Annotated in this window: 22 protein-coding genes and 1 other RNA gene; 13 read left to right on the top strand and 10 right to left on the bottom strand. The window is 58.5% G+C overall.

Annotation, left to right across the window (positions count from 1 at the left end):
• Nucleotides 1-60: 60 nt before the first annotated feature.
• Both DBP26_RS04245 and DBP26_RS04240 read right to left on the bottom strand, forming a co-directional pair.
• Nucleotides 61-1,062: an extracellular solute-binding protein gene (locus DBP26_RS04245; protein ID WP_108236107.1), complete on the bottom strand. Its 1,002-nt coding sequence runs from the start codon at nt 1,060-1,062 to the stop codon at nt 61-63.
• A gap of 107 nt (nt 1,063-1,169) precedes the next feature.
• Nucleotides 1,170-1,844 (bottom strand): dual specificity protein phosphatase family protein, encoded by a 675-nt coding sequence (locus DBP26_RS04240; protein ID WP_256601071.1) that lies wholly within the window; start codon nt 1,842-1,844, stop codon nt 1,170-1,172.
• A gap of 193 nt (nt 1,845-2,037) precedes the next feature.
• On the opposite strand from DBP26_RS04240, the gene DBP26_RS04235 reads away from it, so the two are divergent.
• The 3 genes from DBP26_RS04235 to DBP26_RS04225 all read left to right on the top strand — a co-directional run bounded on the left by DBP26_RS04235 (nt 2,038) and on the right by DBP26_RS04225 (nt 5,828).
• Nucleotides 2,038-3,096 carry a PA0069 family radical SAM protein gene (locus DBP26_RS04235; RefSeq protein WP_108236419.1) on the top strand — a complete coding sequence of 353 codons (1,059 nt, stop codon included), beginning with the start codon at nt 2,038-2,040 and terminating at the stop codon, nt 3,094-3,096.
• Between the two features lie 330 nt (nt 3,097-3,426).
• Nucleotides 3,427-4,161: a carbonic anhydrase gene (locus DBP26_RS04230; protein WP_108236108.1), complete on the top strand. Its 735-nt coding sequence runs from the start codon at nt 3,427-3,429 to the stop codon at nt 4,159-4,161.
• Between the two features lie 137 nt (nt 4,162-4,298).
• Complete coding sequence (locus DBP26_RS04225) at nt 4,299-5,828, top strand: SulP family inorganic anion transporter (protein WP_108236109.1); 1,530 nt, start codon at nt 4,299-4,301, stop codon at nt 5,826-5,828.
• Nucleotides 5,829-5,908: 80 nt separating this feature from the next.
• Here DBP26_RS04225 and DBP26_RS04220 read toward each other — a convergent pair whose 3' ends face one another.
• From DBP26_RS04220 to DBP26_RS04205, 4 genes are all read right to left on the bottom strand, one after another.
• Nucleotides 5,909-7,129 (bottom strand): 2-octaprenyl-3-methyl-6-methoxy-1,4-benzoquinol hydroxylase, encoded by a 1,221-nt coding sequence (locus tag DBP26_RS04220; RefSeq protein ID WP_108236110.1) that lies wholly within the window; start codon nt 7,127-7,129, stop codon nt 5,909-5,911.
• Nucleotides 7,130-7,178: 49 nt separating this feature from the next.
• Nucleotides 7,179-8,366, bottom strand: a complete 1,188-nt coding sequence (gene ubiH / locus DBP26_RS04215; protein ID WP_108236111.1) for a 2-octaprenyl-6-methoxyphenyl hydroxylase — start codon at nt 8,364-8,366, stop codon at nt 7,179-7,181.
• Nucleotides 8,363-9,697 carry a Xaa-Pro aminopeptidase gene (pepP, locus tag DBP26_RS04210; protein WP_108236112.1) on the bottom strand — a complete coding sequence of 445 codons (1,335 nt, stop codon included), beginning with the start codon at nt 9,695-9,697 and terminating at the stop codon, nt 8,363-8,365. Before pepP ends, ubiH begins: the two co-directional genes overlap by 4 nt.
• A gap of 78 nt (nt 9,698-9,775) precedes the next feature.
• Complete coding sequence (locus DBP26_RS04205; protein WP_108236113.1) at nt 9,776-10,327, bottom strand: YecA family protein; 552 nt, start codon at nt 10,325-10,327, stop codon at nt 9,776-9,778.
• A 150-nt stretch (nt 10,328-10,477) separates the two neighbouring features.
• On the opposite strand from DBP26_RS04205, the gene DBP26_RS04200 reads away from it, so the two are divergent.
• From DBP26_RS04200 to DBP26_RS04185, 4 genes are all read left to right on the top strand, one after another.
• On the top strand, nt 10,478-10,687 hold the full coding sequence (locus DBP26_RS04200; RefSeq protein ID WP_108236114.1) for a TIGR02449 family protein: 210 nt from the start codon (nt 10,478-10,480) through the stop codon (nt 10,685-10,687).
• Nucleotides 10,684-11,001: a cell division protein ZapA gene (locus DBP26_RS04195; protein WP_108236115.1), complete on the top strand. Its 318-nt coding sequence runs from the start codon at nt 10,684-10,686 to the stop codon at nt 10,999-11,001. Before DBP26_RS04200 ends, DBP26_RS04195 begins: the two co-directional genes overlap by 4 nt.
• Nucleotides 11,002-11,032: 31 nt before the next feature.
• Nucleotides 11,033-11,211, top strand: a non-coding RNA gene (gene ssrS / locus DBP26_RS04190) — 6S RNA.
• A gap of 113 nt (nt 11,212-11,324) precedes the next feature.
• The gene (locus tag DBP26_RS04185; protein ID WP_108236420.1) at nt 11,325-11,927 is read left to right on the top strand and encodes a 5-formyltetrahydrofolate cyclo-ligase; all 603 of its coding nucleotides are present in this window, start codon (nt 11,325-11,327) and stop codon (nt 11,925-11,927) included.
• Nucleotides 11,928-12,084: 157 nt separating this feature from the next.
• On the opposite strand, the gene DBP26_RS04180 is transcribed toward DBP26_RS04185, so the two are convergent.
• On the bottom strand, nt 12,085-12,234 hold the full coding sequence (locus DBP26_RS04180; protein WP_108236116.1) for a hypothetical protein: 150 nt from the start codon (nt 12,232-12,234) through the stop codon (nt 12,085-12,087).
• Nucleotides 12,235-12,430: 196 nt separating this feature from the next.
• Between DBP26_RS04180 and DBP26_RS04175 the strand changes: the two genes are divergently transcribed.
• Nucleotides 12,431-12,880 carry an EVE domain-containing protein gene (locus tag DBP26_RS04175; RefSeq protein ID WP_108236117.1) on the top strand — a complete coding sequence of 150 codons (450 nt, stop codon included), beginning with the start codon at nt 12,431-12,433 and terminating at the stop codon, nt 12,878-12,880.
• A 78-nt stretch (nt 12,881-12,958) separates the two neighbouring features.
• Here DBP26_RS04175 and DBP26_RS04170 read toward each other — a convergent pair whose 3' ends face one another.
• On the bottom strand, nt 12,959-13,372 hold the full coding sequence (locus DBP26_RS04170; RefSeq protein WP_108236118.1) for a flagellar basal body-associated protein FliL: 414 nt from the start codon (nt 13,370-13,372) through the stop codon (nt 12,959-12,961).
• A gap of 134 nt (nt 13,373-13,506) precedes the next feature.
• Between DBP26_RS04170 and DBP26_RS04165 the strand changes: the two genes are divergently transcribed.
• The 4 genes from DBP26_RS04165 (at nt 13,507) to DBP26_RS04150 (ending at nt 17,879) form a co-directional block, all read left to right on the top strand.
• A complete protein-coding gene (locus tag DBP26_RS04165; RefSeq protein WP_108236119.1) occupies nt 13,507-14,484 on the top strand; it encodes an NADPH:quinone oxidoreductase family protein in 978 nt (325 codons plus the stop codon).
• A 193-nt stretch (nt 14,485-14,677) separates the two neighbouring features.
• On the top strand, nt 14,678-16,690 hold the full coding sequence (locus DBP26_RS04160; protein WP_108236120.1) for an S-type pyocin domain-containing protein: 2,013 nt from the start codon (nt 14,678-14,680) through the stop codon (nt 16,688-16,690).
• Nucleotides 16,683-16,943 carry a bacteriocin immunity protein gene (locus DBP26_RS04155; protein WP_108236121.1) on the top strand — a complete coding sequence of 87 codons (261 nt, stop codon included), beginning with the start codon at nt 16,683-16,685 and terminating at the stop codon, nt 16,941-16,943. The genes DBP26_RS04160 and DBP26_RS04155 overlap by 8 nt, the downstream gene beginning before the upstream one ends.
• Before the next feature lie 48 nt (nt 16,944-16,991).
• Entirely contained in the window at nt 16,992-17,879 is an 888-nt protein-coding gene (locus tag DBP26_RS04150) for a hypothetical protein (protein WP_108236122.1), read from the top strand.
• Between the two features lie 311 nt (nt 17,880-18,190).
• Here DBP26_RS04150 and DBP26_RS04145 read toward each other — a convergent pair whose 3' ends face one another.
• On the bottom strand, nt 18,191-18,727 hold the full coding sequence (locus DBP26_RS04145; protein ID WP_108236123.1) for a CbrC family protein: 537 nt from the start codon (nt 18,725-18,727) through the stop codon (nt 18,191-18,193).
• Nucleotides 18,728-19,387: 660 nt separating this feature from the next.
• Between DBP26_RS04145 and glpT the strand changes: the two genes are divergently transcribed.
• Nucleotides 19,388-20,737 (top strand): glycerol-3-phosphate transporter, encoded by a 1,350-nt coding sequence (gene glpT, locus DBP26_RS04140; RefSeq protein ID WP_108236124.1) that lies wholly within the window; start codon nt 19,388-19,390, stop codon nt 20,735-20,737.
• Between the two features lie 69 nt (nt 20,738-20,806).
• Here glpT and DBP26_RS04135 read toward each other — a convergent pair whose 3' ends face one another.
• On the bottom strand, nt 20,807-21,481 hold the full coding sequence (locus DBP26_RS04135; RefSeq protein WP_108236125.1) for a gamma-glutamylcyclotransferase: 675 nt from the start codon (nt 21,479-21,481) through the stop codon (nt 20,807-20,809).
• Nucleotides 21,482-21,510 lie beyond the last annotated feature (29 nt).

Raw genomic sequence — 21,510 nt, 5'->3', positions numbered from 1 at the left:
TTCATCCCCACCACTTCGTCATTCGGACATCAGAGTGATCGTACGGGCGGGGAGCAAGGGTCAATTCCAGCCGGCCCGGTCCATCATGCGAATCGCCTCGGCCTGACGCCGACCTGCAATTTCCACGGGGATGGTGTCGGCCTTGAACGCCCCCCAACTTGCCACCTCTTCGGAGGGCGGCACGTTCGGGTTGGCCGGAAATTCCTGATTGGTGCCCGCGAAAATGGCCTGCGCTTCAGGCCCGGTCATCCACTCCACCAATGCCTTGGCCGCCTCGGCGTGGGGTGCATATCGGGTCAGCCCGATCCCCGAGAGATTCACATGAACCCCACGATCATTCTGGTTAGGCCAGAACAGGCGGACGGCCAGTTCAGGGTTCTGTTTGTGCAGTCGGCCGTAATAATAGGTATTGACGATACCCACATCGCACTGCCCGGCGTTGATCGCTTCGAGCACCGCAATGTCATCGGAAAACACGTCAGTGGACAGGTTATTGACCCAACCCTTGAGAATTTTTTCCGAAGCCTCTGCGCCGTGAGTTTCGATCAAGGTGGCAGTCAGCGACTGGTTATACACCTTCTTGGCGGTGCGTAGGCAGAGACGCCCTTCCCACTGTTTGTCAGCCAGCGCCTCGTAGGTCGTCAGATCCTCGCGCTTTACCCGGTCGGTCGAGTAGGCAATGGTGCGCGCGCGCAGGCTCAGGCCCGTCCAGGCGTGAGTCGAAGAGCGATACTGTGAGGGAATGTTCTGATCGATCACCGGCGATGTGAACGGCTGCAAAATCCCCATTTGCTCGGCTTGCCAGAGGTTCCCAGCGTCTACCGTAAGCAGCAGGTCAGCTGTCGCGTTCTGCCCTTCGGCTTTGATGCGCTGCATCAGCGGCGCTTCCTTATCGGTGATGAACTTAACCTTCACGCCAGTCTTTGCGGTATACGCATCGAAAACCGGCTTGATCAGCTCATCGATGCGGGATGAGTACACCACCACTTCATCGGCGGCCTGTGCAGCACTGCCGAACACGGCCAATGCCAAGGCAGCCAGAAGACGCTTGCTCGCCTGCATGCGGAGGATCTCTTGCGTTTGAAATGAGGCGAAATGGTAGTGAATCTCATCCGCGAAGTCCGTCTGGAGCCGTTACCAGATGTTGCAGCGCGGGTGCGCCTTGACACTCACAAGCGCCATAGGAGCGTAGGCACGCCGGCCAGATCAGTCTTCTGAAACCAACCCTTGATCGCGCAGCCGGCAAACCCACTGGTGCTACAGGCGCCGCTGTCGAATGCTTTCTTCAACGCCACAACATCCACGTTATTGATGTAGGCGATGCCGTGCCTGAGGCTATCTTCGCTGCCATAGCCACCATGCTCCATTTCATCGAGCGCAGCCTGCTTGCTCCATCCTTGAATGACGATGCGGTACATGGCCGACACCAGGCCGGTCCGATCCAGCCCATGCTTGCAATGGATCAACACCGGGCCTTTCTGCTGGGCCGTCTGGATGGCGCGCAAGCTTTGAAGGATGTCGGCGTCATCGATATGCGCGGCTTGCAGCGGGATCTGCACCTGCGTCACTGATGGATCGGTCAGCCATGTGTCATCGCTCTCTTTGAGAAAGTCGACCACGGTAACCACGCCCAGCGTCTTCAGAAGAGGAAGCGACGCAGCGTCAGGCAAGCGGCTGCGATAGAGGCTCGGGGTGATTTGGTAAAGGTTGTAATGCTTGTCGATGGGTTGCGCCCATTCGCCCGGACGCATGGCAGGCGTCTGGAGATCTTCAGCCTGAACGAGCCCGCCCATGCACAACCCAAACAGTGCGGCCGCAAAACAAGCAAACAGTCGAATGCGCATCGTGGCATACCGTCCAACAGAGTGGTGGTTAAGGTGCGGTCAGTGTGAGTAGCTGTGGGTCAAGATGATGTGAGACGGATGTCAAAGAATCGTTGAGCCACTGATCGGCGGGCTCACTCAAAGCGGAGAAAAGGCATGGAGCCAAAGAATGATTCGCGATACTGTATATAAAAACAGTACTCGTGAGGTGAGCATGTCCGTTCAGTTGCCCCCGCGTGGCCGCGGCACGGCCACCAATCCCCACAATCGTTTTGCACCCAACCGCTCGGTCGCCGAGGACGATGGCTGGTACCAGGAAGCACCCTTGACGCAAGGCACGACGGTGACCCTGGAAACCGCCAAGAGCATCATTGCGCGCAACACCTCGCCGGACATTCCGTTCGATCGCTCGATCAACCCCTACCGGGGCTGCGAACACGGCTGCATCTATTGCTATGCGCGTCCTTCCCATGCCTATTGGGACATGTCTCCCGGCCTGGATTTCGAAACGAAGCTGATCGCCAAGACCAACGCCGCCGCGCTGCTCGAACAACAGTTGTCCAAACCCGGCTACCAAGTGGCCCCCATCACCCTGGGCGCGAATACCGATCCGTACCAACCCATCGAGCGGGACTACAACCTCACTCGGGCCACACTCGAAGTGCTGCTTCGCTATCGTCATCCGGTCACGATCATCACGAAAGGGTCACTCATCCTTCGCGACCTGGATCTTCTCGCTGAACTGGCAAAACTCAATCTGGTGTCGGTATTCATCAGCCTCACGTCGCTGGACGATGAACTCAAGCGTATCCTCGAACCTCGGGCTGCCGCGCCCAAGGCCAGGCTGCGCGCGATCCGCGTCTTGCGCGACGCAGGCGTACCCGTGGGTGTCCTGCTGGCTCCGATGATTCCGATGATCAACGACATGGAGCTGGAAAAACTCATGGCCGAGGCCAAGGCGGCCGGGGCGTTGAGTGCCAGCTACGTCATGCTGCGTTTGCCATTGGAGGTGGCCCCGCTGTTCGAGGAATGGCTGCAGGCACATTATCCACAGCGAGCCGAGCACGTCATGAGCCTGGTGCGCCAGAGTCGAGGCGGCCAGGTGTACGACAGCCGTTTCGGATCGCGCATGCGGGGTGAAGGGGTGTTCGCCGAACTGCTGGCGCAGCGCTACAGTATGGCGGTGAAGAAATTGGGCCTGAACCGGCGCGACAGTTTCAGATTGGACTGTGAAGCCTTCTGTCCGCCGGGCGGCCAGATGTCTTTGTTGTGACTCCGATGTCGTCTTGACTGTCAGTTGCTCACGACCCGTGCGACGCTCTCTGGCGCAGCCCGGTGCGCAGGTGGTACCGGTCTCGAGGGCGCTGCATCCTGCAAAATGGACTGCTACAGGCGTGGGTACAGCCGCAGGTTAAGATTTTCTTAAGCCAAACCCGCGAGCTAGAGCGATGCATTCAGTTTCAATTAAGTTTCTATCGCTAAGGTGTTTCGCAAGTGACCGACTGGTCGCGCACAGATGGAATTGTCCGTCATGCCAGAAAAAAGTGGGTCGTCCACAGGAATCACTGGAAACTCCACTTCAATCCGACAGAGAGGATGAGACATGAGCAACAGGGATAAACAGCCTCAGGCCGCCGCACCCCAGGCCTCGGGCAAAGCCGAATCCGCCAACGAGGCGCTGCAGCACATCGTCGATGGCTTCAAGCATTTTCGCCATGACGTTTTCCCGCAACAGGAAGAACTGTTCAAAAAGCTCGCGACTGCCCAGCATCCGCGCGCGATGTTCATCACCTGTGCCGACTCACGCATCGTCCCGGAACTGATCACCCAGAGCTCGCCAGGCGACCTGTTCGTGACCCGTAACGTCGGCAACGTGGTTCCACCTTACGGCCCGATGAACGGTGGCGTGTCCACCGCCATTGAGTACGCCGTCATGGCGCTGGGTGTTCAGCACATCATCATCTGCGGCCACTCCGACTGCGGTGCCATGCGTGCGGTGCTCAACCCGGATACCCTGGAAAAGATGCCAACGGTCAAAGCCTGGCTACGTCACGCCGAAGTGGCCAGGACCGTGGTCGAGCACAACTGCAGCTGCACCGGCGAGCACGAAACCATGCACGTCCTCACCGAAGAGAACGTCATCGCCCAGCTGCAGCACTTGCGCACTCACCCGTCCGTGGCCTCGAAGCTCGCCAGCGGCCAGCTGTTCATTCATGGCTGGGTCTACGACATCGAGACCAGCGAAATCCGCGCCTACGACGCCGAGCAAGACCGCTTCCTGCCGCTGGACAGCGAAGATGCCATTCCGACGGCGACGCCGCCGCGCGCGCGATATTGATCGCCGGCTGATCGCAGGCTCACCCCCGTGAGCCTGCATCGGCACTGACCGCTTCACCCCCACTCAAGCCTGTAACGGCCGCGCTTCGCACGCGCCGTCGGGATTTGTCACGCCTGAAGTTTTTCCGGAGAGTCGTCATGGCTACTGCAGATCTGAAGTCGTTGTTGCCACGGGAGCTACTGGCGTCCGTGGTGGTTTTTCTGGTGGCCCTGCCGTTGTGCATGGGAATCGCCATCGCGTCGGGCCTGCCACCGGCAAAGGGCCTGATCACCGGGATCATCGGTGGCATCGTGGTCGGCTGGCTAGCGGGCTCGCCTTTGCAGGTCAGCGGGCCGGCCGCTGGGCTGGCGGTCCTGGTGTTCGAGTTGGTGCGTGAACACGGCATGGCCATGCTCGGGCCGATACTGGTGCTGGCTGGCCTGCTGCAGTTGGTCGCTGGACGACTCAAACTCGGTTGCTGGTTCCGGGTGACCGCCCCGGCTGTGGTCTATGGGATGCTGGCCGGTATCGGCGTGCTGATCGTACTTTCCCAGGTGCATGTCATGTTCGACAGTGGCCCGAAACCCTCTGGGCTGGACAACCTGATTGCCTTTCCCGAGACCTTGTTCGGTGCCATCGGGCCGGGCAGCGGTATGCAGGCGGGCCTGCTGGGGCTGGGCACCATTGCCGTGATGTGGTTGTGGGAAAAGGCTCGCCCTTCGTCGCTGCGCTTCGTTCCCGGCGCGCTGCTGGGCGTGGGTATCGCGACAGCGATCAGCTTGCTCATGAATTTAGACGTCAATCGTGTGGAAGTCCCGGCCAACCTCGCTGAAGCCATCGATTGGCTGAGCCCGGGGGATCTGCTCAACCTCGCCAACCCCGCCGTACTGATTGCCGCGACTGCCGTGGCGTTCATCGCCAGTGCGGAAACACTGCTGTCGGCAGCTGCCGTGGACCGAATGCATAACGGGCCGCGCTCGGATTTCGACAAAGAGCTCAGCGCTCAGGGCATTGGCAACATGCTCTGCGGTCTGGTCGGCGCATTGCCCATGACCGGGGTGATCGTCCGCAGCTCGGCCAACGTCCAGGCAGGGGCCAGAACGCGCATGTCCACGATCTTTCACGGCCTTTGGTTGCTGGCATTCGTGATGTTGCTTTCGAGCGTGCTGCAAAGCATCCCGGTGGCAAGCCTGGCCGGCGTGCTGGTGTTCACGGGCTTCAAGCTGGTCGATCTCAAGGCGCTACGCGGACTGGGTCGTTATGGCCGGATGCCGATGTTTATCTACGCCGCCACGGCCAGTTCGATCATCCTCACTGACCTACTGACCGGCGTGCTGATTGGATTCGGTCTGACCCTGGTCAAGCTGGCACTGAACGCATCGCGCCTGAAGATCAACTTTGTCGACCTGGAGGCCGAGGGAGAAATGGAACTGCGCCTGAATGGCGCTGCGACTTTCCTCAAGGTGCCCGCACTGACGCAGGCTCTGGGCAGCGTCCCACCGGGCACCACATTGCATGTTCCGCTGGGCAACCTTCGCTACATCGACCACTCTTGCCTCGAACTGCTGGAAGAGTGGGGACGGGCCAATGCGGCTCAAGGCTCGCGCCTGCTGCTGGAACAACGTCTGTTGAAGCGCCGTGTCGAAGGACGCATCCGTACCTCGATCGGCGGCGCAGCGATGCATTGAAGCGTGGCTGCCCGAGAGGTGTGGGGTGAGGCGTCCGTCCTGGACGCCTCACCCCACCGCCGATCAGGCCGGACGGAGGATCAGAGCCTTGCCAGCTCCGGCAGATCTCCGGCCAGCCCGAGCGCCTGCCTGACGAACAATGCCTTGGCTTCGGTCGACCGGTTGACCATTTTCAAACCGGTGTTTCGCAACCAGCGAAGCGGCAGTGGATCGGCCTGGAATAAACGCTCGAACCCCTCCATGGCCGCCATCAGCGCCAGGTTATGGGGCATGCGACGACGCTCGTAACGGCTCAGTACTTTAACGTCGGCCAATCGTTCGCCCCGCTCCGCTGCCGACTGCAGCACTTCGGCCAGCACTGCAGCGTCGAGAAATCCGAGGTTCACGCCCTGCCCCGCCAGCGGATGAATGGTGTGGGCGGCGTCACCGATCAGCGCCAGCCCCTCGGCTACATAGCGTTTGGCGTGTCGCTGACGCAGCGGTACGCACAGGCGCGGATCCACTGCGAGGACCTTGCCGAGGCGGCCTTCGAAAGCGTTCTGAAGCTCATGACAGAAGGCTTGCTCTCCTAGCTTCATGAGGCGCTCTGACTCATCCGGCGTCACGGACCAGACAATGGAGCACCAGTGCTCTGCGCCGCGGGCAAGGGGCAGGAAGGCGAGCGGGCCTTCGTCCGTGAACCGTTGCCACGCCGTCTGGTGATGGGTCTCGGCCGTCTGCACGCTGGTCACAATGGCATGGTGCATGTAGTCCCATTCCCGCGTGGCGGTGCCGGTCATGCGGCGTACCGTCGAGTTCGCTCCATCAGCGGCCACCACCAGTGGGGCACGCAGTTTGCGACCATCGGAGAGCGTCAGCAGCCAGTCATCTGCGGAGTGGCGCATCTGCTCCAGCCGCGCATTGGCCAGCAACCCGATATCGGTGTCGTGCAAGCGCTCTATCAAAGCATCTTGGACGACCCGGTTTTCCACGATGTGGCCCAGCACCTCGGCGTGCACGCTGGCGGCTGAAAAATGCACGTTGCCGGTGCCGCTGCCGTCCCAAACGTGCATCTCGCCATAAGGACTGACCCGCCGCGAGGCGATGCCTTCCCAGACGTTCAGGCGCGTAAGAATTCGCTGACTGGCCGCCGACAAGGCACTGACGCGCGGCTCGAAGGGTGCTGAGTGATCGAACGGTTTGACGCTTAACGGGCTGCCGTCAACCACCAAAATATTCAGACCACTGTTTTGCAACGCCAGCGCCAACGCGCTACCGACCATTCCGGCCCCGACAATCAGCAGATCTGCGCGCGTTTCCATGCTTTATATCGTTCTCGCCTGTGGCATCGGCCACGAATGAATGGAGGGGTTAAACATCGGTTCGCGTTCCCAGCCCCATGGCTTGACGCGCAAACCAGCTCTTGGCCGAAGGCAGAAGGTCCAGCCCCAACAGGCCAAGGTTACGCCCGGCGGCGATCATGGGTTCGCGGCTGCCGAACAAGCGCGTGACCTGATCGGAGAACCCGACCGTGACCTTCTGGTCCCGGTACTGGCGATCGCGGTAGGTCTGCAGGGTTGCCAGGTCTCCGGGGGAGGCATGGCTGGTCAGCAATGCGTGCGCCAGCGCCGCGGCATCCCGCAGCGAGAGGTTAAAGCCTTGCCCCGCGATCGGATGCAGGCTGTGGGCAGCGTTGCCCAGCACCACCAGGTTCGAGCGTACCTGCTCTTCGGCCTCAATCAGTGCCAGCGGATAACTATGGCGTGCACCGACCTGCTGCAATGCGCCCAGGCGGTAACCGAATACGCTCTGCAATTCGGCAAGAAAGCTGCGGTCATCCAGGGCCATCAAACGTTTTACGTCTTCGCCTGTGCGCGTCCAGACCAGCGCACAGCGGTTTTCCGGCAGCGGCAACAGGGCCATCGGGCCGTTGTCGGTAAAACGCTCGAAGGCTTGGCCCCCATGGGCCTCGCCGGGCGTAATGTTGGCGATCAGCGCGCACTGGTCATACGGCACGGTGCGAACACCAATGCCCAATTGTTCGCGCAGGGACGAGCGGCCGCCATCGGCGAGGACCGCCAGATTGCAATCGATTTCGCTCTCGTCGCTCAGGGTCAGGCGATAGCCGTTCGACAGCGCTTCCATGGCCTTGACTTCGGCGGGCACGCGCCAGCTGATGACGTCCCTGTCCAGCCCCTGCCACAGGCATTGCCCAAGCCAGGCGTTCTCGACCACGTAGCCTAGGGCAGGCACCCCTTCCTGCATGGAGGACAGGCGCGTCGCACCGAAACGGCCCTTGTCCGACACATGAATCTGCAGAATCGGTTCGGCACGACGGGCGACCTGCTGCCAGAGGCCCAGGCGCTCGTAGATCTGACGCGCACCGAACGACAGCGCGGACGACCGCGCGTCGTAGCTTGGCTGCCAGGCATCGCCGGGGGCGAAGGGTTCGATCAGGACGATCTTCCAGCCGCGCGCCTTGGCCCCGGACTGGAGGGCCATGGCGAGGCTGGCACCCACCAGCCCTCCACCGACGATGGCCAGGTCAAAACGGCTCATGCAACCTCGCTTCGCGCAGCGGCCATCAATGCCTCGATGTCGGCCACAGACTTGGGTACGTCGCCGGTCAGAATTTCACACCCTTTTTTGGTTACCACGACATCGTCCTCGATTCGCACACCGATCCCGCGCCATTTCTTCGCCACGTTCTGGTTGTCCGGCGCCACGTAAATGCCCGGTTCGACGGTCAGAGCCATGCCGGCCTCCAACACTCGCCACTCACCGCCGACCTTGTATTCGCCGACGTCATGGACATCCATGCCCAGCCAATGCCCGGCGCGGTGCATGTAGAAAGCTTTGTACGCTTCACCGGCAATCAGTTCATCGACATCGCCTTGAAGCAGACCCAACTCGACCAGCCCCGCCGTGATCACCCGCACGGTGGCCTCGTGGGCCTGGTTCCAGTGATTGCCCGGCTTGATCTCGGCAAACGCGGCCTCCTGAGACTTGAGCACCAACTCGTAGATCGCCTTCTGCTCCGGCGAGAACCGGCCGTTGACCGGGAAGGTGCGAGTGATGTCGCTGGCGTAGCAGTCGATCTCACAACCGGCATCGATCAGCACCAAGTCGCCCTCCTTCAACGCGGCGTCATTCTCCTGGTAATGAAGGATGCAGGCATTGCGGCCGGAGGCGACGATGGAACCATAGGCTGGCATCTTCGCCCCGCCTTTGCGGAACTCGTAATCCAGCTCGGCCTCCAGGCTGTATTCATGAAGACCTGCCCGGCTCGCCTGCATCGCCCGGACATGAGCACGGGCGGAAATACGCGCCGCTTCTCGCATCACTTTCACTTCCGCCGCCGATTTATACAGGCGCATGTCGTGCAGAAGGTGATCCAACGCAACGAATTCCTTCGGTGGCTGCGCGCCCAGATGGGCCTTGGAGCGAATCACGTTGATCCACTCCATGACATGGCGATCGAACTCGGGATTGTTGCCCATAGACGAATACACCCGATCCCGACCTTCGATCAGGCCCGGCAGGATGTCGTCGATGTCGGTGATCGGAAACGCATCGTCCGCGCCGTAATCCTGCACCGCCCCGTCTTGCCCGGCGCGCAAGCCATCCCACAACTCGCGCTCGGCATTGCGCTCACGGCAAAACAGCACGTACTCGCCATACTCCCGACCAGGAATCAGTACGATCACCGCTTCTGGCTCGGGGAAACCACTCAGGTAATAAAAGTCACTGTCCTGGCGGTAAACATGTTCGACATCACGATTGCGGATGGCCACGGCCGCCGCAGGCAAGATGGCAATGCTGTTGGGCTCCATCTGCTCCATCAAGGCTTTGCGGCGACGGCTGTATTCGGCTTTCGGGATACGGATCATGGGCAAATACGGTCCTCCTGAAGGCGTACGGTCGGCGGTTATCGCACCGTTGACGACCGGATAGCCGGGGGTGGGGAATCAGTGCAGCGAAGGCTTCGCTTGCGGCTCGACTTTCTTGTTGAATTCGGTGAACAGCAGCAGAGGCGCAACGCGCATGTATTCCATGACTTCCATGTAGTCGTTCTCGGCATCTTCGGACTCTTCCAAGGCGTCCTGAATCTGCGCGATGGCCGCCAAATCCTGCAACACGCCCTGGGCGTCTTCGCTCATGCTCTGACCGCCGATCCTCGCGAAACCATGAAGAAAACCCTGGCACCACTGGCCAAGGGCTGCGGCGCGAGTGGCCAGCGGTTCGTCGTCATCCGGAAGCAGCAGCACGACGGCCATTTCGTCGCTGGTCAGTTCGCCTTTGACCATCTCCTGCAAGCCAATCAGCGCTTGACGGACATTGGCCTGTGGCTCGGTTTGCAACAGCTCTTGCGCGTCGTCGAACCAGCCATCGGCGTCGAAGCCGGCGCCTGCGCAACTGCGGCCCAGCAACAGGCCGTGCAATTCGGCGGGAGAAACGGGATGACCTGCGCCGCTGAGCAGGGCGGCGAAGGCGTTGTAAGGGGAATTCGGATTAGGCATGGGCAACTAGGCGCCAAGCGGCGCAATGTCTAGAATGAAGGGCTTGTATCGTAGCACCGGCAGACGCGCGCAAGCTATCCAGGCGACAGTGAAGGCAGTTCCTGAGGCCAGCTCCTGCACCACTCATCAGAAAACTATCAGTGGAAAACGATGGAAGACAACGACCTGCAAGCGCTGATGGCCCGACTGGAGTTATTGATCGACCGTGTCGAGCAACTAAAAAGCCAAAACGGACTCCTATTAGCTCAGGAAAAAAGCTGGCGCGAGGAACGCGCTCACCTCATTGAAAAGAACGAAATCGCCCGGCAGAAGGTCGAGTCGATGATTTCGCGCCTCAAGGCCCTGGAGCAAGACTCATGAGTAACGGCAACAGCATCACTGTGCAGATCCTCGACAAAGAGTATTCGATCATCTGCCCTCAGGAAGAGCGCACCAACCTCGTCAGCGCCGCACGCTACCTCGATGGCAAGATGCGGGAGATCCGCAGCAGCGGCAAAGTCATCGGTGCCGACCGCATCGCCGTAATGGCAGCCTTGAACATCACTCACGACCTGCTGCACAAACAGGAACGTCCCGAATCGTCGACCAGCGGCGCAACCCGCGAGCAGGTACGCGACCTGCTGGACCGCGTAGATCTGGCTCTTGCCACGGATTCGGATAAAGCACATGGCTGATTGTTCGGACATCATTCGGTATACTGACGCCCGCTCCCTGGAGTGCTTGCCAGTCGGTCATGTCCCTGAGCCGATACGCACAACCACGGGGGTTGCACGTTGGGGCTGGTGTGCATGTCCGCTCGACGGAAAGCCTTAAAGCCTCCTGCAATCTCCACCTTGAACTTTCGGGTTCAAGGGCTACACCGACAGCGGTTCGTCGGGGAGCCCCGAATTCCAAACCCGCGCCAGGCCACCTGCCTGGCAGTGGGATCGTGAGTCTCTGACGCGCGGTCCTCACGCTCTCACGGACCCGCCGCATGACCTCCTCTGGCGCCGCTTCCCTGACCGACCCCGCCCTGCTTTCCCGCCCCCAGTTACGTCGCCTCCTGCGCAAAACTCGTCGCTCGCTCAGCCGCGCTGCGCAGCGAAAGGCAGCCGAGGGTTTGTATCGGCAACTGGCGCAGAATCCGCTTTTCCGTCGTGCCCGACATGTTTCTCTGTACCTTCCGATGGACGGTGAAATCGATCCGCGCCTCTTGATGCGGGAGGCGCAACGGCGTGGCAAGAAAACGTACCTGCCCGTTCTGAGCCCTTGGCCGCGCACGCGTATGGTCTTTCAGCGAATTCGGCCGGGCGACCGTCTCAAACCCAACCGTTTCCGCATTCCTGAACCCCACATCAACCTGCGTCAACAGCGCAGAATCTGGGCGCTGGACTTGATCCTGATGCCGCTGGTGGGCTTCGACGATCAGGGCGGGCGCCTTGGGATGGGCGGCGGCTTCTATGACCGGAGCCTTGCCTACCGTGCACGAAGGGGCGCCTGGCAGAAGCCCGTCTTGCTGGGCCTGGCTCATGAGTGTCAGAGAGTGGAAAAACTGGCTATAGCCAGTTGGGATGTGCCGTTGCAAGGAACGGTGTCGGACAAGCGCTGGTATATCGCGTAATCGGGATCAACGCCCGATTCTGTTCCACCGGCTCAGCACGGTGGTGCGCTTGCGTCAGAGCGGCGTAGGCGAATTGTCCATCCCTGCGTTGCTGCAGTGACCCGCTCTATTGCCGAGCGGGCTCACTTCCATAGCCCAATGCGCAGTCTGCGTTCGGTTAACGATGAACGGGTTGCTGTTGCTGCTGAGTGACCTCAACCGGTGCATCGGTTTTAGACGCCCACAAACTTTGCGCGTAACCGGTAGTGACGATACCCAAGCCGAACAAAATGACCAAAATCCATAGTAAATCCGGCTTGCGTTGCATTGATCGCCCCCCTTTGGCAAATCAAAATCCTGACGTCCACGGCATGTTTTGTGAGGCCGCGTAACGGTGTAGCGCTGAAAATGGCGGCATTCTGCGGTAACGTGATCCAACACGCAAATGCTGGCGTCAACCGACTGTCGGTTTGTCATAAAAGCGTCGGACAACCTGTCCAGACCACCCTCCGGAGCCCTAGAAAATGGCCTATTGGCTGATGAAATCCGAGCCCGACGAGTTGTCGATCACTGACTTGCAAACTCTCGGCCAAGCTCGCTGGGACGGTGTTCGTAATTATCAGGCGCGCAACTTTTTAAGAGCGATGGCGCCGGGTGACGCGTTCTTTTTCTATCACTCCAGTTGCCCGGAGCCAGGCATCGCGGGCATTGGTGAAATCATCCGGGCTGCGTACCCGGACCCCACTGCCCTGGACAAGGGCAGTCACTACTTCGATAGCAAAGCCAGCGCGGAAAAGAACCCATGGAGCGCCATCGATGTTGGCTTCATGGAAGCCTTTCCCAAGGTGCTTGGCTTGGGCTATCTCAAACAGCAGGCTGCACTGGAGCAACTGCCTCTCGTACAAAAAGGCAGCCGCCTCTCGGTCATGCCGGTAACGCCCGATCAATGGGCAGCGGTGCTGGCACTGCGCTAATTCCGCCCTGTAGGCGCGGCAGCGATTTCAAATACGCCACCGTCGGCAAGCCGTAATGCTACAGAGAGGCAATGCCACTCACTGCGCAATAAAGTTGTTGAACAGCAAATCATCTACCACAGGCTTGCCGGTCTCTTGGCTCAGCACCTGCTGAGTCTGCTTCAACGCCTCCTGACGCAGTTTCTCTTTGGCGTCCACGTTGCTCATGCTGTCGACGGTTTGCTGGGTGAACAAGGCGACCAACTGGTTGCGAATCAGCGGCTCATTGGCCTTGACCAGCTTCTGCGCTTCAGCGCCCGTGACACGCAGGGCCACGTCGGCCTTGTAGACGTGCAGTTTCGGCCCACCGTCAAGCGCGTAGTTACCTACGAATGGCGGGGTCAGGGCCACGTACGAAACCTTGTTCGGGTCGTCCTTCTCGCCCCCGCCCTCTTCGGCCATGGCCACCACGGGCATCGACAACGCCAGCACCATCAGAATCCACGCTTTCACAGTCCACTCCTCATTCGGTTCGCGCCATAGCTTACTTCAGCTTATGCACGCCTATCAGGCCGGGGCATGCTCGTTGACCCCTAAACCTCTCTACCTACACTTATCGGCCATCACTGGAAAAGGAATAGCCCTCGATGAAAGCCGTGCTCTGTAAAGCCTTTGGCCCTCCGCAAACGCTGGTGCTCGACGACGTTCCGCCGCCCGAGCCGAAGAAAAACGAAATCCTGCTGACGGTGCACGCCGCCGGGGTCAATTTTCCTGACACGCTGATCATCGAGGGCAAATACCAATTCAAACCACCCTTTCCCTTTTCGCCTGGCGGAGAAGCCTCGGGGGTGGTCGCGGCGGTGGGGGAGAAAGTCAGCCACCTGAAGGTTGGCGACCGCGTCATGGCGTTAACCGGCTGGGGCAGCTTTGCGGAGCAGATTGCCGTTGCCGGTTACAACGTCCTACCCATTCCAGAGGCGATGGACTTCACCACCGCCGCCGCATTCAGCATGACCTACGGCACCTCCATGCACGCCCTCAAACAGCGCGCCCACCTGCAACCGGGTGAAACCCTGCTCGTCCTCGGCGCCTCAGGCGGCGTAGGCCTGGCGGCGGTCGAAATCGGCAAAGCCATGGGCGCCCGCGTCATCGCCGCCGCCAGCAGCGCCGATAAACTTGACGTGGCCAAAAACGCAGGTGCCGACGAACTCATCAACTACAGCGAAACCAGCCTCAAGGACGAACTCAAACGCCTCACCAACGGCAACGGCGTTGACGTCATCTACGATCCCGTCGGCGGCGACCTTTTCGACCAAGCCGTCCGTGCCCTCGCGTGGAACGGCCGTCTCCTCGTCGTCGGCTTCGCCAGCGGCCGCATTCCAGAATTGCCCGTGAACATCACCCTGCTGAAAGGCGCTTCAGTGGTCGGCGTGTTCTGGGGATCGTTCGCTCAGCGGCAACCGCAGGACAATGCGGCGAACTTTCAGCAGTTGTTCAAGTGGTTTGGCGAGGGGAAGTTGAAGCCTCTGGTGTCGAAGGTTTATCCGCTGGAGAAAGCGGGGGAAGCGATTGATTCGTTGGGGCAGAGGAAGGCGGTTGGGAAGGTGGTGATTCAAGTCGCGTGACAAAAAACGTATTACGAGCCCGCTGCAATGGCGGGCTTTTTTCAGCCTGTTACATCTAATCAAAGCGTATCGAAAGGTAATTAATAGCGTTGCATTTACACCAAATAAAAACAAATACGACATACATATCTATTACCTAATCCGGAGGTAATAAAGATTACGTGCTTACCCATACAGAAAAAAGGAGAACTGTATGGGCAACACAGATGAAAAAAACATTGTAGTCAATCGAGGGCAACCACCAGCCAATCCATATGGATCTGGAGGTGGCCTGCCCGCATCACGCGACGGTTGGACATTTGGATTCGGCGGCAAAGGTGGTGGGGAAGGCGGCAGGCCAGGAACGCTGTCCAGCTCCAAGAGGCGCCGTTTGCGCCTTCAAGACAAACGTCGTCGAGAATGGGAAGCTCAGCAACGGGCAGAGATTGCAAGACTCGAAGCCGAGGCGGCCGTTCGCGCACAGGCGGAAGCACAGGCTAAAGCCATTGCAGATGCAGCAGAGCAGGCGCGCATTCAAGCCGAAGCGGCGGCTCACCGAAACGCACAGATTGTAGAACAGGCCAGAGCCGCACAGGCAGAGGCCGCCGCCCGCGCGGAACGAGCACGCATCGTCGCGGCTCACCAGCAAGCGCTGGAAACCCTTCCTCATTCATACGCATCCTTGAAAGCAGAGCTGGATAAAAAGTACAGCGACGCAGTCATCTCACTGTCCGCAACATTAGCAGCGGAAACTCAATCGACATCCGATTTGGCTGAACTAACCGGGCAACCTCTACTAGAGGCAATTCTCCTTCAAAAAACTCAAATCAATTATCTGATCTCTCAGAAAACGGAATTTTCAAAAAACAAGGAGACCTCAGCTCACTTGTTCGTGGGCAGTGACCCACTGGCGATTACCAGCGAGCAATACAAAGCGATTCTCGGCGCTAGAAGCACAAGTGCGGAACAAGCATATCAGGTGCACCAGGCATGGGCCCAAGCCTATAAAGATGCACTGGACGCGCGACTGCACAAGCGAGCTATTCAACAACTCATGCAGTCTTCAAGCGAACTGTCCGCGCAGTACGCAGAGCATGCTGTTCTAAACCAACAAAAAAACAATGAACTTTTAGTAGCCAAACATATTGCTGATGCACATCGGCTCTGGACAGTTGTTGCTGGCCATACAGCCCCCGCGACAAACGTTCCTACAGTGGCTGATAAAGCAAAAGTCGTTGCTGAAAGGCTCTTTACTCGCCAAGCAGCAAGAGCTCTAGGACGAGCCTTGCCTCAGTTGGCGTTGTTGTACCCAACGGAACTGGCCAACAGTGACCTCGGCCCGTCAATTTTGGCGACGGCTGCATCCCAAGTAGGGGTAAGCCGAGATGTGGATCTGCATTTCATCGCCAGCAAGAAAGGAACGGTAGATGTTACGCATCGCATGGCGTTCGAAGAAGTGGAGGGCGAGCTCGCCCATGCGTGGATCAAGGCTGATGGTGTAACCGTCGGCGCCCAAGTTCGCGTTCGATCTTTCACATACAACTCCGCCACCAAGAGATATGAGTTCACCCGAGACGGCGATACAAAACCGAGTTTGATCTGGACTCCGGCAGTAAGTCCAGAGAACAAATCTACAGTTTTACCGGTCGAGGCACCGGACACCTATCCCTATGCCGGAGCACCGTTGTCTCCGGTATCAGGTTCGTTTGAGGAATACCCGACCTACGATATTGAAGACATCGACGATCTCATTCTGGTATTCCCGGATGAGTCGGGACTGGATCCTGTCTATGTGATGTTCAAAAGCCCTAGGTATTTGCCTGGGGTTGTGGCTGGCGTCGGAGGAGAAGCAGATCCTAATTGGCAAGGGCGCGCGATGACCGGCTTGGGTGCACCAGTGCCTGCAGTGATTGCTGATGCTCTGCGGGATAGAAATTACGCTGAGTTCGGGAGTCTGAGACGAGCAATATGGCGAGAGTTTTCGAAACATCCTGAATTGACCAGAAATATGGATGACACAAACGTGCAACTGATATCCAAAGGTTTGGCACCTTTTGCTCCAAAGACGGAGCGAAAAGGTGGAAGGGTAAAATTTGAAATTCATCACATCCATCCTATCTCTCAAGGCGGCGATGTGTACAATATTGACAACTTGATGTTTAATACCCCCCTTAATCACGACAAAATTCATCAACATACACACCAAAACGAAGCCAACTATGAATAATGAATTAATACAAGATATCACTGAATCCGAGTTTTTAGATTTGGTCATAAAAATTTGCGTTGTAGATTACAAAACAGAGTACCAACATACCCAAGCTGTTATGCGTTTTGAGCGACTCAGCGAACACCCTGATGGCTCGGACTTAATCTATTACCCAAAACCATCATCCGACAACTCACCCGAAGGCATCGTTAAAGAAGTTAAGGAATGGCGCGCCGCTAACGGTAAGCCGAGTTTCAAATCAGAAAATTAACAGCACCCAAATAGAATTGGGTACTGACAAAAAAAAAGGATTTTTAGAATGTCTAGCTATATCGCTTTACTACAACAGCAGCCTCGACGCATTCAGGAAGAAATTGCTGGGCACATTGGTTCAACAGCAGGCATGTCAGAAGTACAGGCTGCTACACGCTATAGGGATGTTGCCGTGTGGCTTAGGTCTGTAAAACTTGCGGCCTTGCCTCCGGGGTTTTCCCCGCCAGCAGGGCATTTGACGGCGCAAGAATTTAATGGCACAGGCACTCCCGTCGGGATAGCACCAGAGCTTGCAGAAATCATGAACCAATTCATCGCCTATGAAAGTGCCTGGCATCTCGAGAACTTTATTCACCAACTCTCGGTACTCATCGGCCAGCTACACGAGACTGCTCGCCGGGAAGCCCAGCGCCAGGCTGAACAAGCGGCTCGCCAACTGGCACAACGCCAAGCTGAAGAGGCTGCGCGGCAGCTTGCTCAACGGCAGGCGGAAGAGGCTGCGCGCGCATATGCTCAACAGCAGGCAGAACAGGCGGCACGAGAATTGGCACAGCGGCAGGCGGAGGAAGCCGCGCAACTCGCGGCCCAACTGCTAGCGGAGCAACAAGCTCGTGAAGCCGCACAAGCGTTAGCCGAACAGAAGGCGCAAGAAGCGACAATACAGGAAGCGCGCATTGCATTGGAGTTGTCCACTCCCGTAGCGGCGCAACCCGCTGCGGTACCTGCGAATGGTGAGCAGGGCTGGAATGAAAGCGTTCCGACAGATAGCGCGGCGAACAGAATCGTATTCATCCCCGGCCCAGCAGCCATGGCAGAAATCGACCGAGCCACTCTGGCGCTCAAGCACAGCGTTGATGCGGCGGTGACTCAATACGCGTCCGTTATCGCGCCGTATTTGAACGCGCCACAAACTTTCGACGCTACCGCACACTGACCTTAAGCTAAAGTGACGAAATCAGGGGGGACGCAGGTCCAGAATCTGCGTCCCCCTGAATCGCTTCCCGCCGAGACTCACATTCGAGCCCGAATCACCTTCGGTAACACATCCAGATATTTGAGCGCTGGATTCTCCAGGCACTGGCTCAATAGCCCCGGCATCGCATTTACGAACTGATCGGAGATTTCCTGCTCAGCCGAAAACGGCAATTTCTCGTTGTGCGCCTTGTGCACCAGCAGTTGCCGGGCGTGCGAAACGTAGGAATCGGGACCGCGAGCTCCTCGGACACAATCGGTCCAAGCAGCTGTTCAGCTGTATTCGTACATCAGCCTTACCACTCGGCAATGCCTGCACACGTACTTGTAAAAGACAAGATCCTCGTTCGGTACGTAACTACGGAATTCCGCAATCCAGTGTTCTCTGTGATCCTCCTGGCCCTCTAGAAATGCCTCGAACGTATCAGCGGTTGCTCCCTGAATATCCTGTGCAGAAGCATCGCCATGAAACTCGCATGCGTCACCACAGTGATGCAGCCACACTTTCTCCTGCCAGGAGCTATAGCTTGGCGTTCGCTCATTCACCTCCTTAACTACGGATTTAGGGATGCCCACTTCGATCAATGAATCAACATCATTGAACGTCCCCTCAAACTTGGTGGCCGCCGAACCATCCGCGATGCACCACGGGCAGAACATGAGCTCGGCATCGCACTTGGCGTAAATACCACCCCGGTATATGTAGCCTCGAGCACGCTTACAGCAATCGCACACCTCATCGCCAACGTCTATCGCCCCAGTCGCAATCGGATCCGGGTGGTAGCAAAACACTGGAAATACTTCTTTCATGACCCTCCTCTCCTTTCCCACGAAATCACCATTCGCAACCTTTTCTCCAGCCGCTCCTGATCGAATAGGAATTGCACCGACTCACCGATTACCGCTGGCATGTCCCCGGTCACCTCCCAAGGCTTGAGGCGCCAGCGTTTGACGGCCGCGACCACGGCGTTTGCGGTTTTCGGGTCCGTACGTTCGATGACCCGGATATCACTCACCGAACCATGTGATGGACGTCGTAATGCACCAAAGCACTGGAAAACAGCTTGCCGCCGCGCAAGGCGGAGGGATAAACGGGAGATACGTACTGATCGAATTGAGGTCGTTCCGTTGTGCCGCTCGACGTCTCGATGAGCAACAGCGCACAGCACCCCAGAATGGCTGACAGCCTCCATCGCGGTTTCACCTTCACCTCGTCTCTGAGCGCCATGCGGCGAATGACGGCGATGTTAGAGCGTGAACGGTGTGCCAGTAAGGTTATCGATTCTGATTCTCAAGTAGGACGCTGCTGAACGCCGCAAGCCGCCGCATACCATCTCGTCATGTTCGCAATCCAACACGCCAATCTGCCGAAATTTCGGAACTTTTGCCGATGGGAAGCCTTCCTATTTTCTGTAATGAAAATGTAATATTCGATTTCGCATAACAATACGAACAATCTGGAGTGTGTCGATGTTTGCCTTTTTCCGACCAGCCGCGCATCAGGCTCGCATGCCTGCCGAGCGTGTCGACCCTACGTATCGCCGTCTGCGCTGGCAGATTTTTGCAGGCATCTTCTTCGGTTACGCGGGCTACTACCTGCTGCGCAAGAACTTTTCCCTAGCCATGCCGTACCTGATCGACGAAGGCTACACCCGAGGTGAGCTCGGGGTGGCGATCTCGGCCATCGCGATTGCCTATGGTTTGTCGAAGTTCTTGATGGGGCTGGTGTCTGATCGCTCCAACCCCCGTTACTTCTTGCCGTTTGGCCTGCTGATTTCGGCGCTGGTAATGTTCGTGTTCGGCTTTGCGCCTTGGGCAACGTCGAGCGTGACGATCATGTTCATTCTGCTGTTCATCAACGGCTGGGCACAGGGCATGGGCTGGCCACCGAGCGGGCGGACCATGGTGCACTGGTGGTCACAGAAAGAGCGCGGCGGCGTGGTGTCGGTATGGAACGTGGCCCACAACGTGGGTGGCGGCTTGATCGGTCCGCTGTTCTTGCTGGGTCTGGGCTGGACGAATGACTGGCACGCGGCGTTCTACGTACCGGCGGCAGTGGCGCTGTTCGTGGCATTGTTCGCGTTTGCCACGATGCGCGACACCCCACAGTCGGTGGGTCTGCCACCGGTCGAGGAGTACAAGAACGATTACCCGGAAGGCTATAACGCCAGCCATGAAGAGGAATTCAGCGCCAAGGAAATCTTCGTCAAATACGTGCTGCGCAACAAAATGCTGTGGTACATCGCCCTCGCCAACGTATTTGTCTACCTGCTGCGCTACGGCGTACTGGACTGGGCGCCGACCTACCTCAAGGAAGCCAAACACTTCGATGTCGATAAGACGTCCTGGGCATACTTCTTTTACGAGTGGGCAGGTATTCCGGGCACCCTGCTGTGCGGCTGGATGTCGGACAAAATTTTCCGTGGCAACCGTGGGTTGACCGGTATTGTGTTCATGCTGCTGGTGACTGTAGCGACGCTGGTGTACTGGCTCAATCCGCCGGGTAACCCGACAATCGACATGATTGCACTGGTTTCCATCGGCTTCCTGATCTACGGCCCGGTCATGCTGGTTGGCTTGCAAGCGCTGGAACTGGCACCGAAAAAGGCAGCGGGCACTGCGGCAGGTTTTACGGGGCTGTTCGGCTACTTGGGCGGCTCAGTCGCGGCGAGTGCGCTCATGGGCTATACCGTCGATCATTTCGGCTGGAATGGCGGGTTCATCATGCTGGTCGGCGCTTGCGTGCTGTCGATCGTTTTCCTGGCACCTACGCTGCGGCATACGCGGGTGGCGAGCCAGTCGCGAGAAGCAAACGCGTAACGTGAGGGAGAACACGCGTAGCCGTCTAGGCAGACCGCTACGCGTTACGTTTTCGGCCATGTGGCCGGATCAAACCGCCAACAACACCGGCCTGCAACGTTTGAAGCGCTTCTCCAGGCTGACATCCGGCATGGCGTGATTACGCAGTGCATGGATGGTCTGTTCGACGTACTCCCACGTCGTGCCGTATCTCCCGCTGGCGCTGGCCAGGACTTGAGTCAGCACACTGTCCGGCAGATTACCGGCGTAGCTGGGCAAATGCCTTTCCAACACAAAGCCCAGCGCCTGAACCTTGGTGCCATCCTCCAGTCGGCAACTCAGCCAATGAGGGCGGTAAGACGGATATGGCATTTCTCGCTGCCACAGCGCCAGCAGCGATTCTTCGATGTTCTCTTCCGGCAGGCGATAGGCAAAGCCACTGCAAGAGCCCCCGCGATCAAGGCCAAAAACCAGTCCCGGCTGCTCGGGCGTGCCGCGATGCTCGTGCGACCAAAGGTAAAGACCGCGATGATAGCCGTGCACTCGCCCCCGCTGACGCTCCACCGCGGAGCACTCGGGGCGCCAGATCAATGATCCGTAGGCGAATAGCCAGACCGGCCCTCCCTCGTGCCTGGACAGCGTGGCGTGCATTGAAGCGAGGAGCTGTTCGTGGGTGAGTTTGGGCCCGAGGTCGATAACAGGCGGGTAGGACAATCCGAGGCCATCATGGACGGCCTCTACCAGGCTATTGATTCGATTCACCATCTGGCTCCCCCGCTGGCCTGCTGATGGCC

Origin of the sequence: Pseudomonas sp. RIT409, from assembly GCF_003052515.2 — a bacterium.
Taxonomy (GTDB): Bacteria; Pseudomonadota; Gammaproteobacteria; order Pseudomonadales; family Pseudomonadaceae; genus Aquipseudomonas.
The sequence above is the reverse complement of the archived record's forward strand: the minus strand, read 5'-3'. Positions and strand labels throughout refer to the sequence as shown.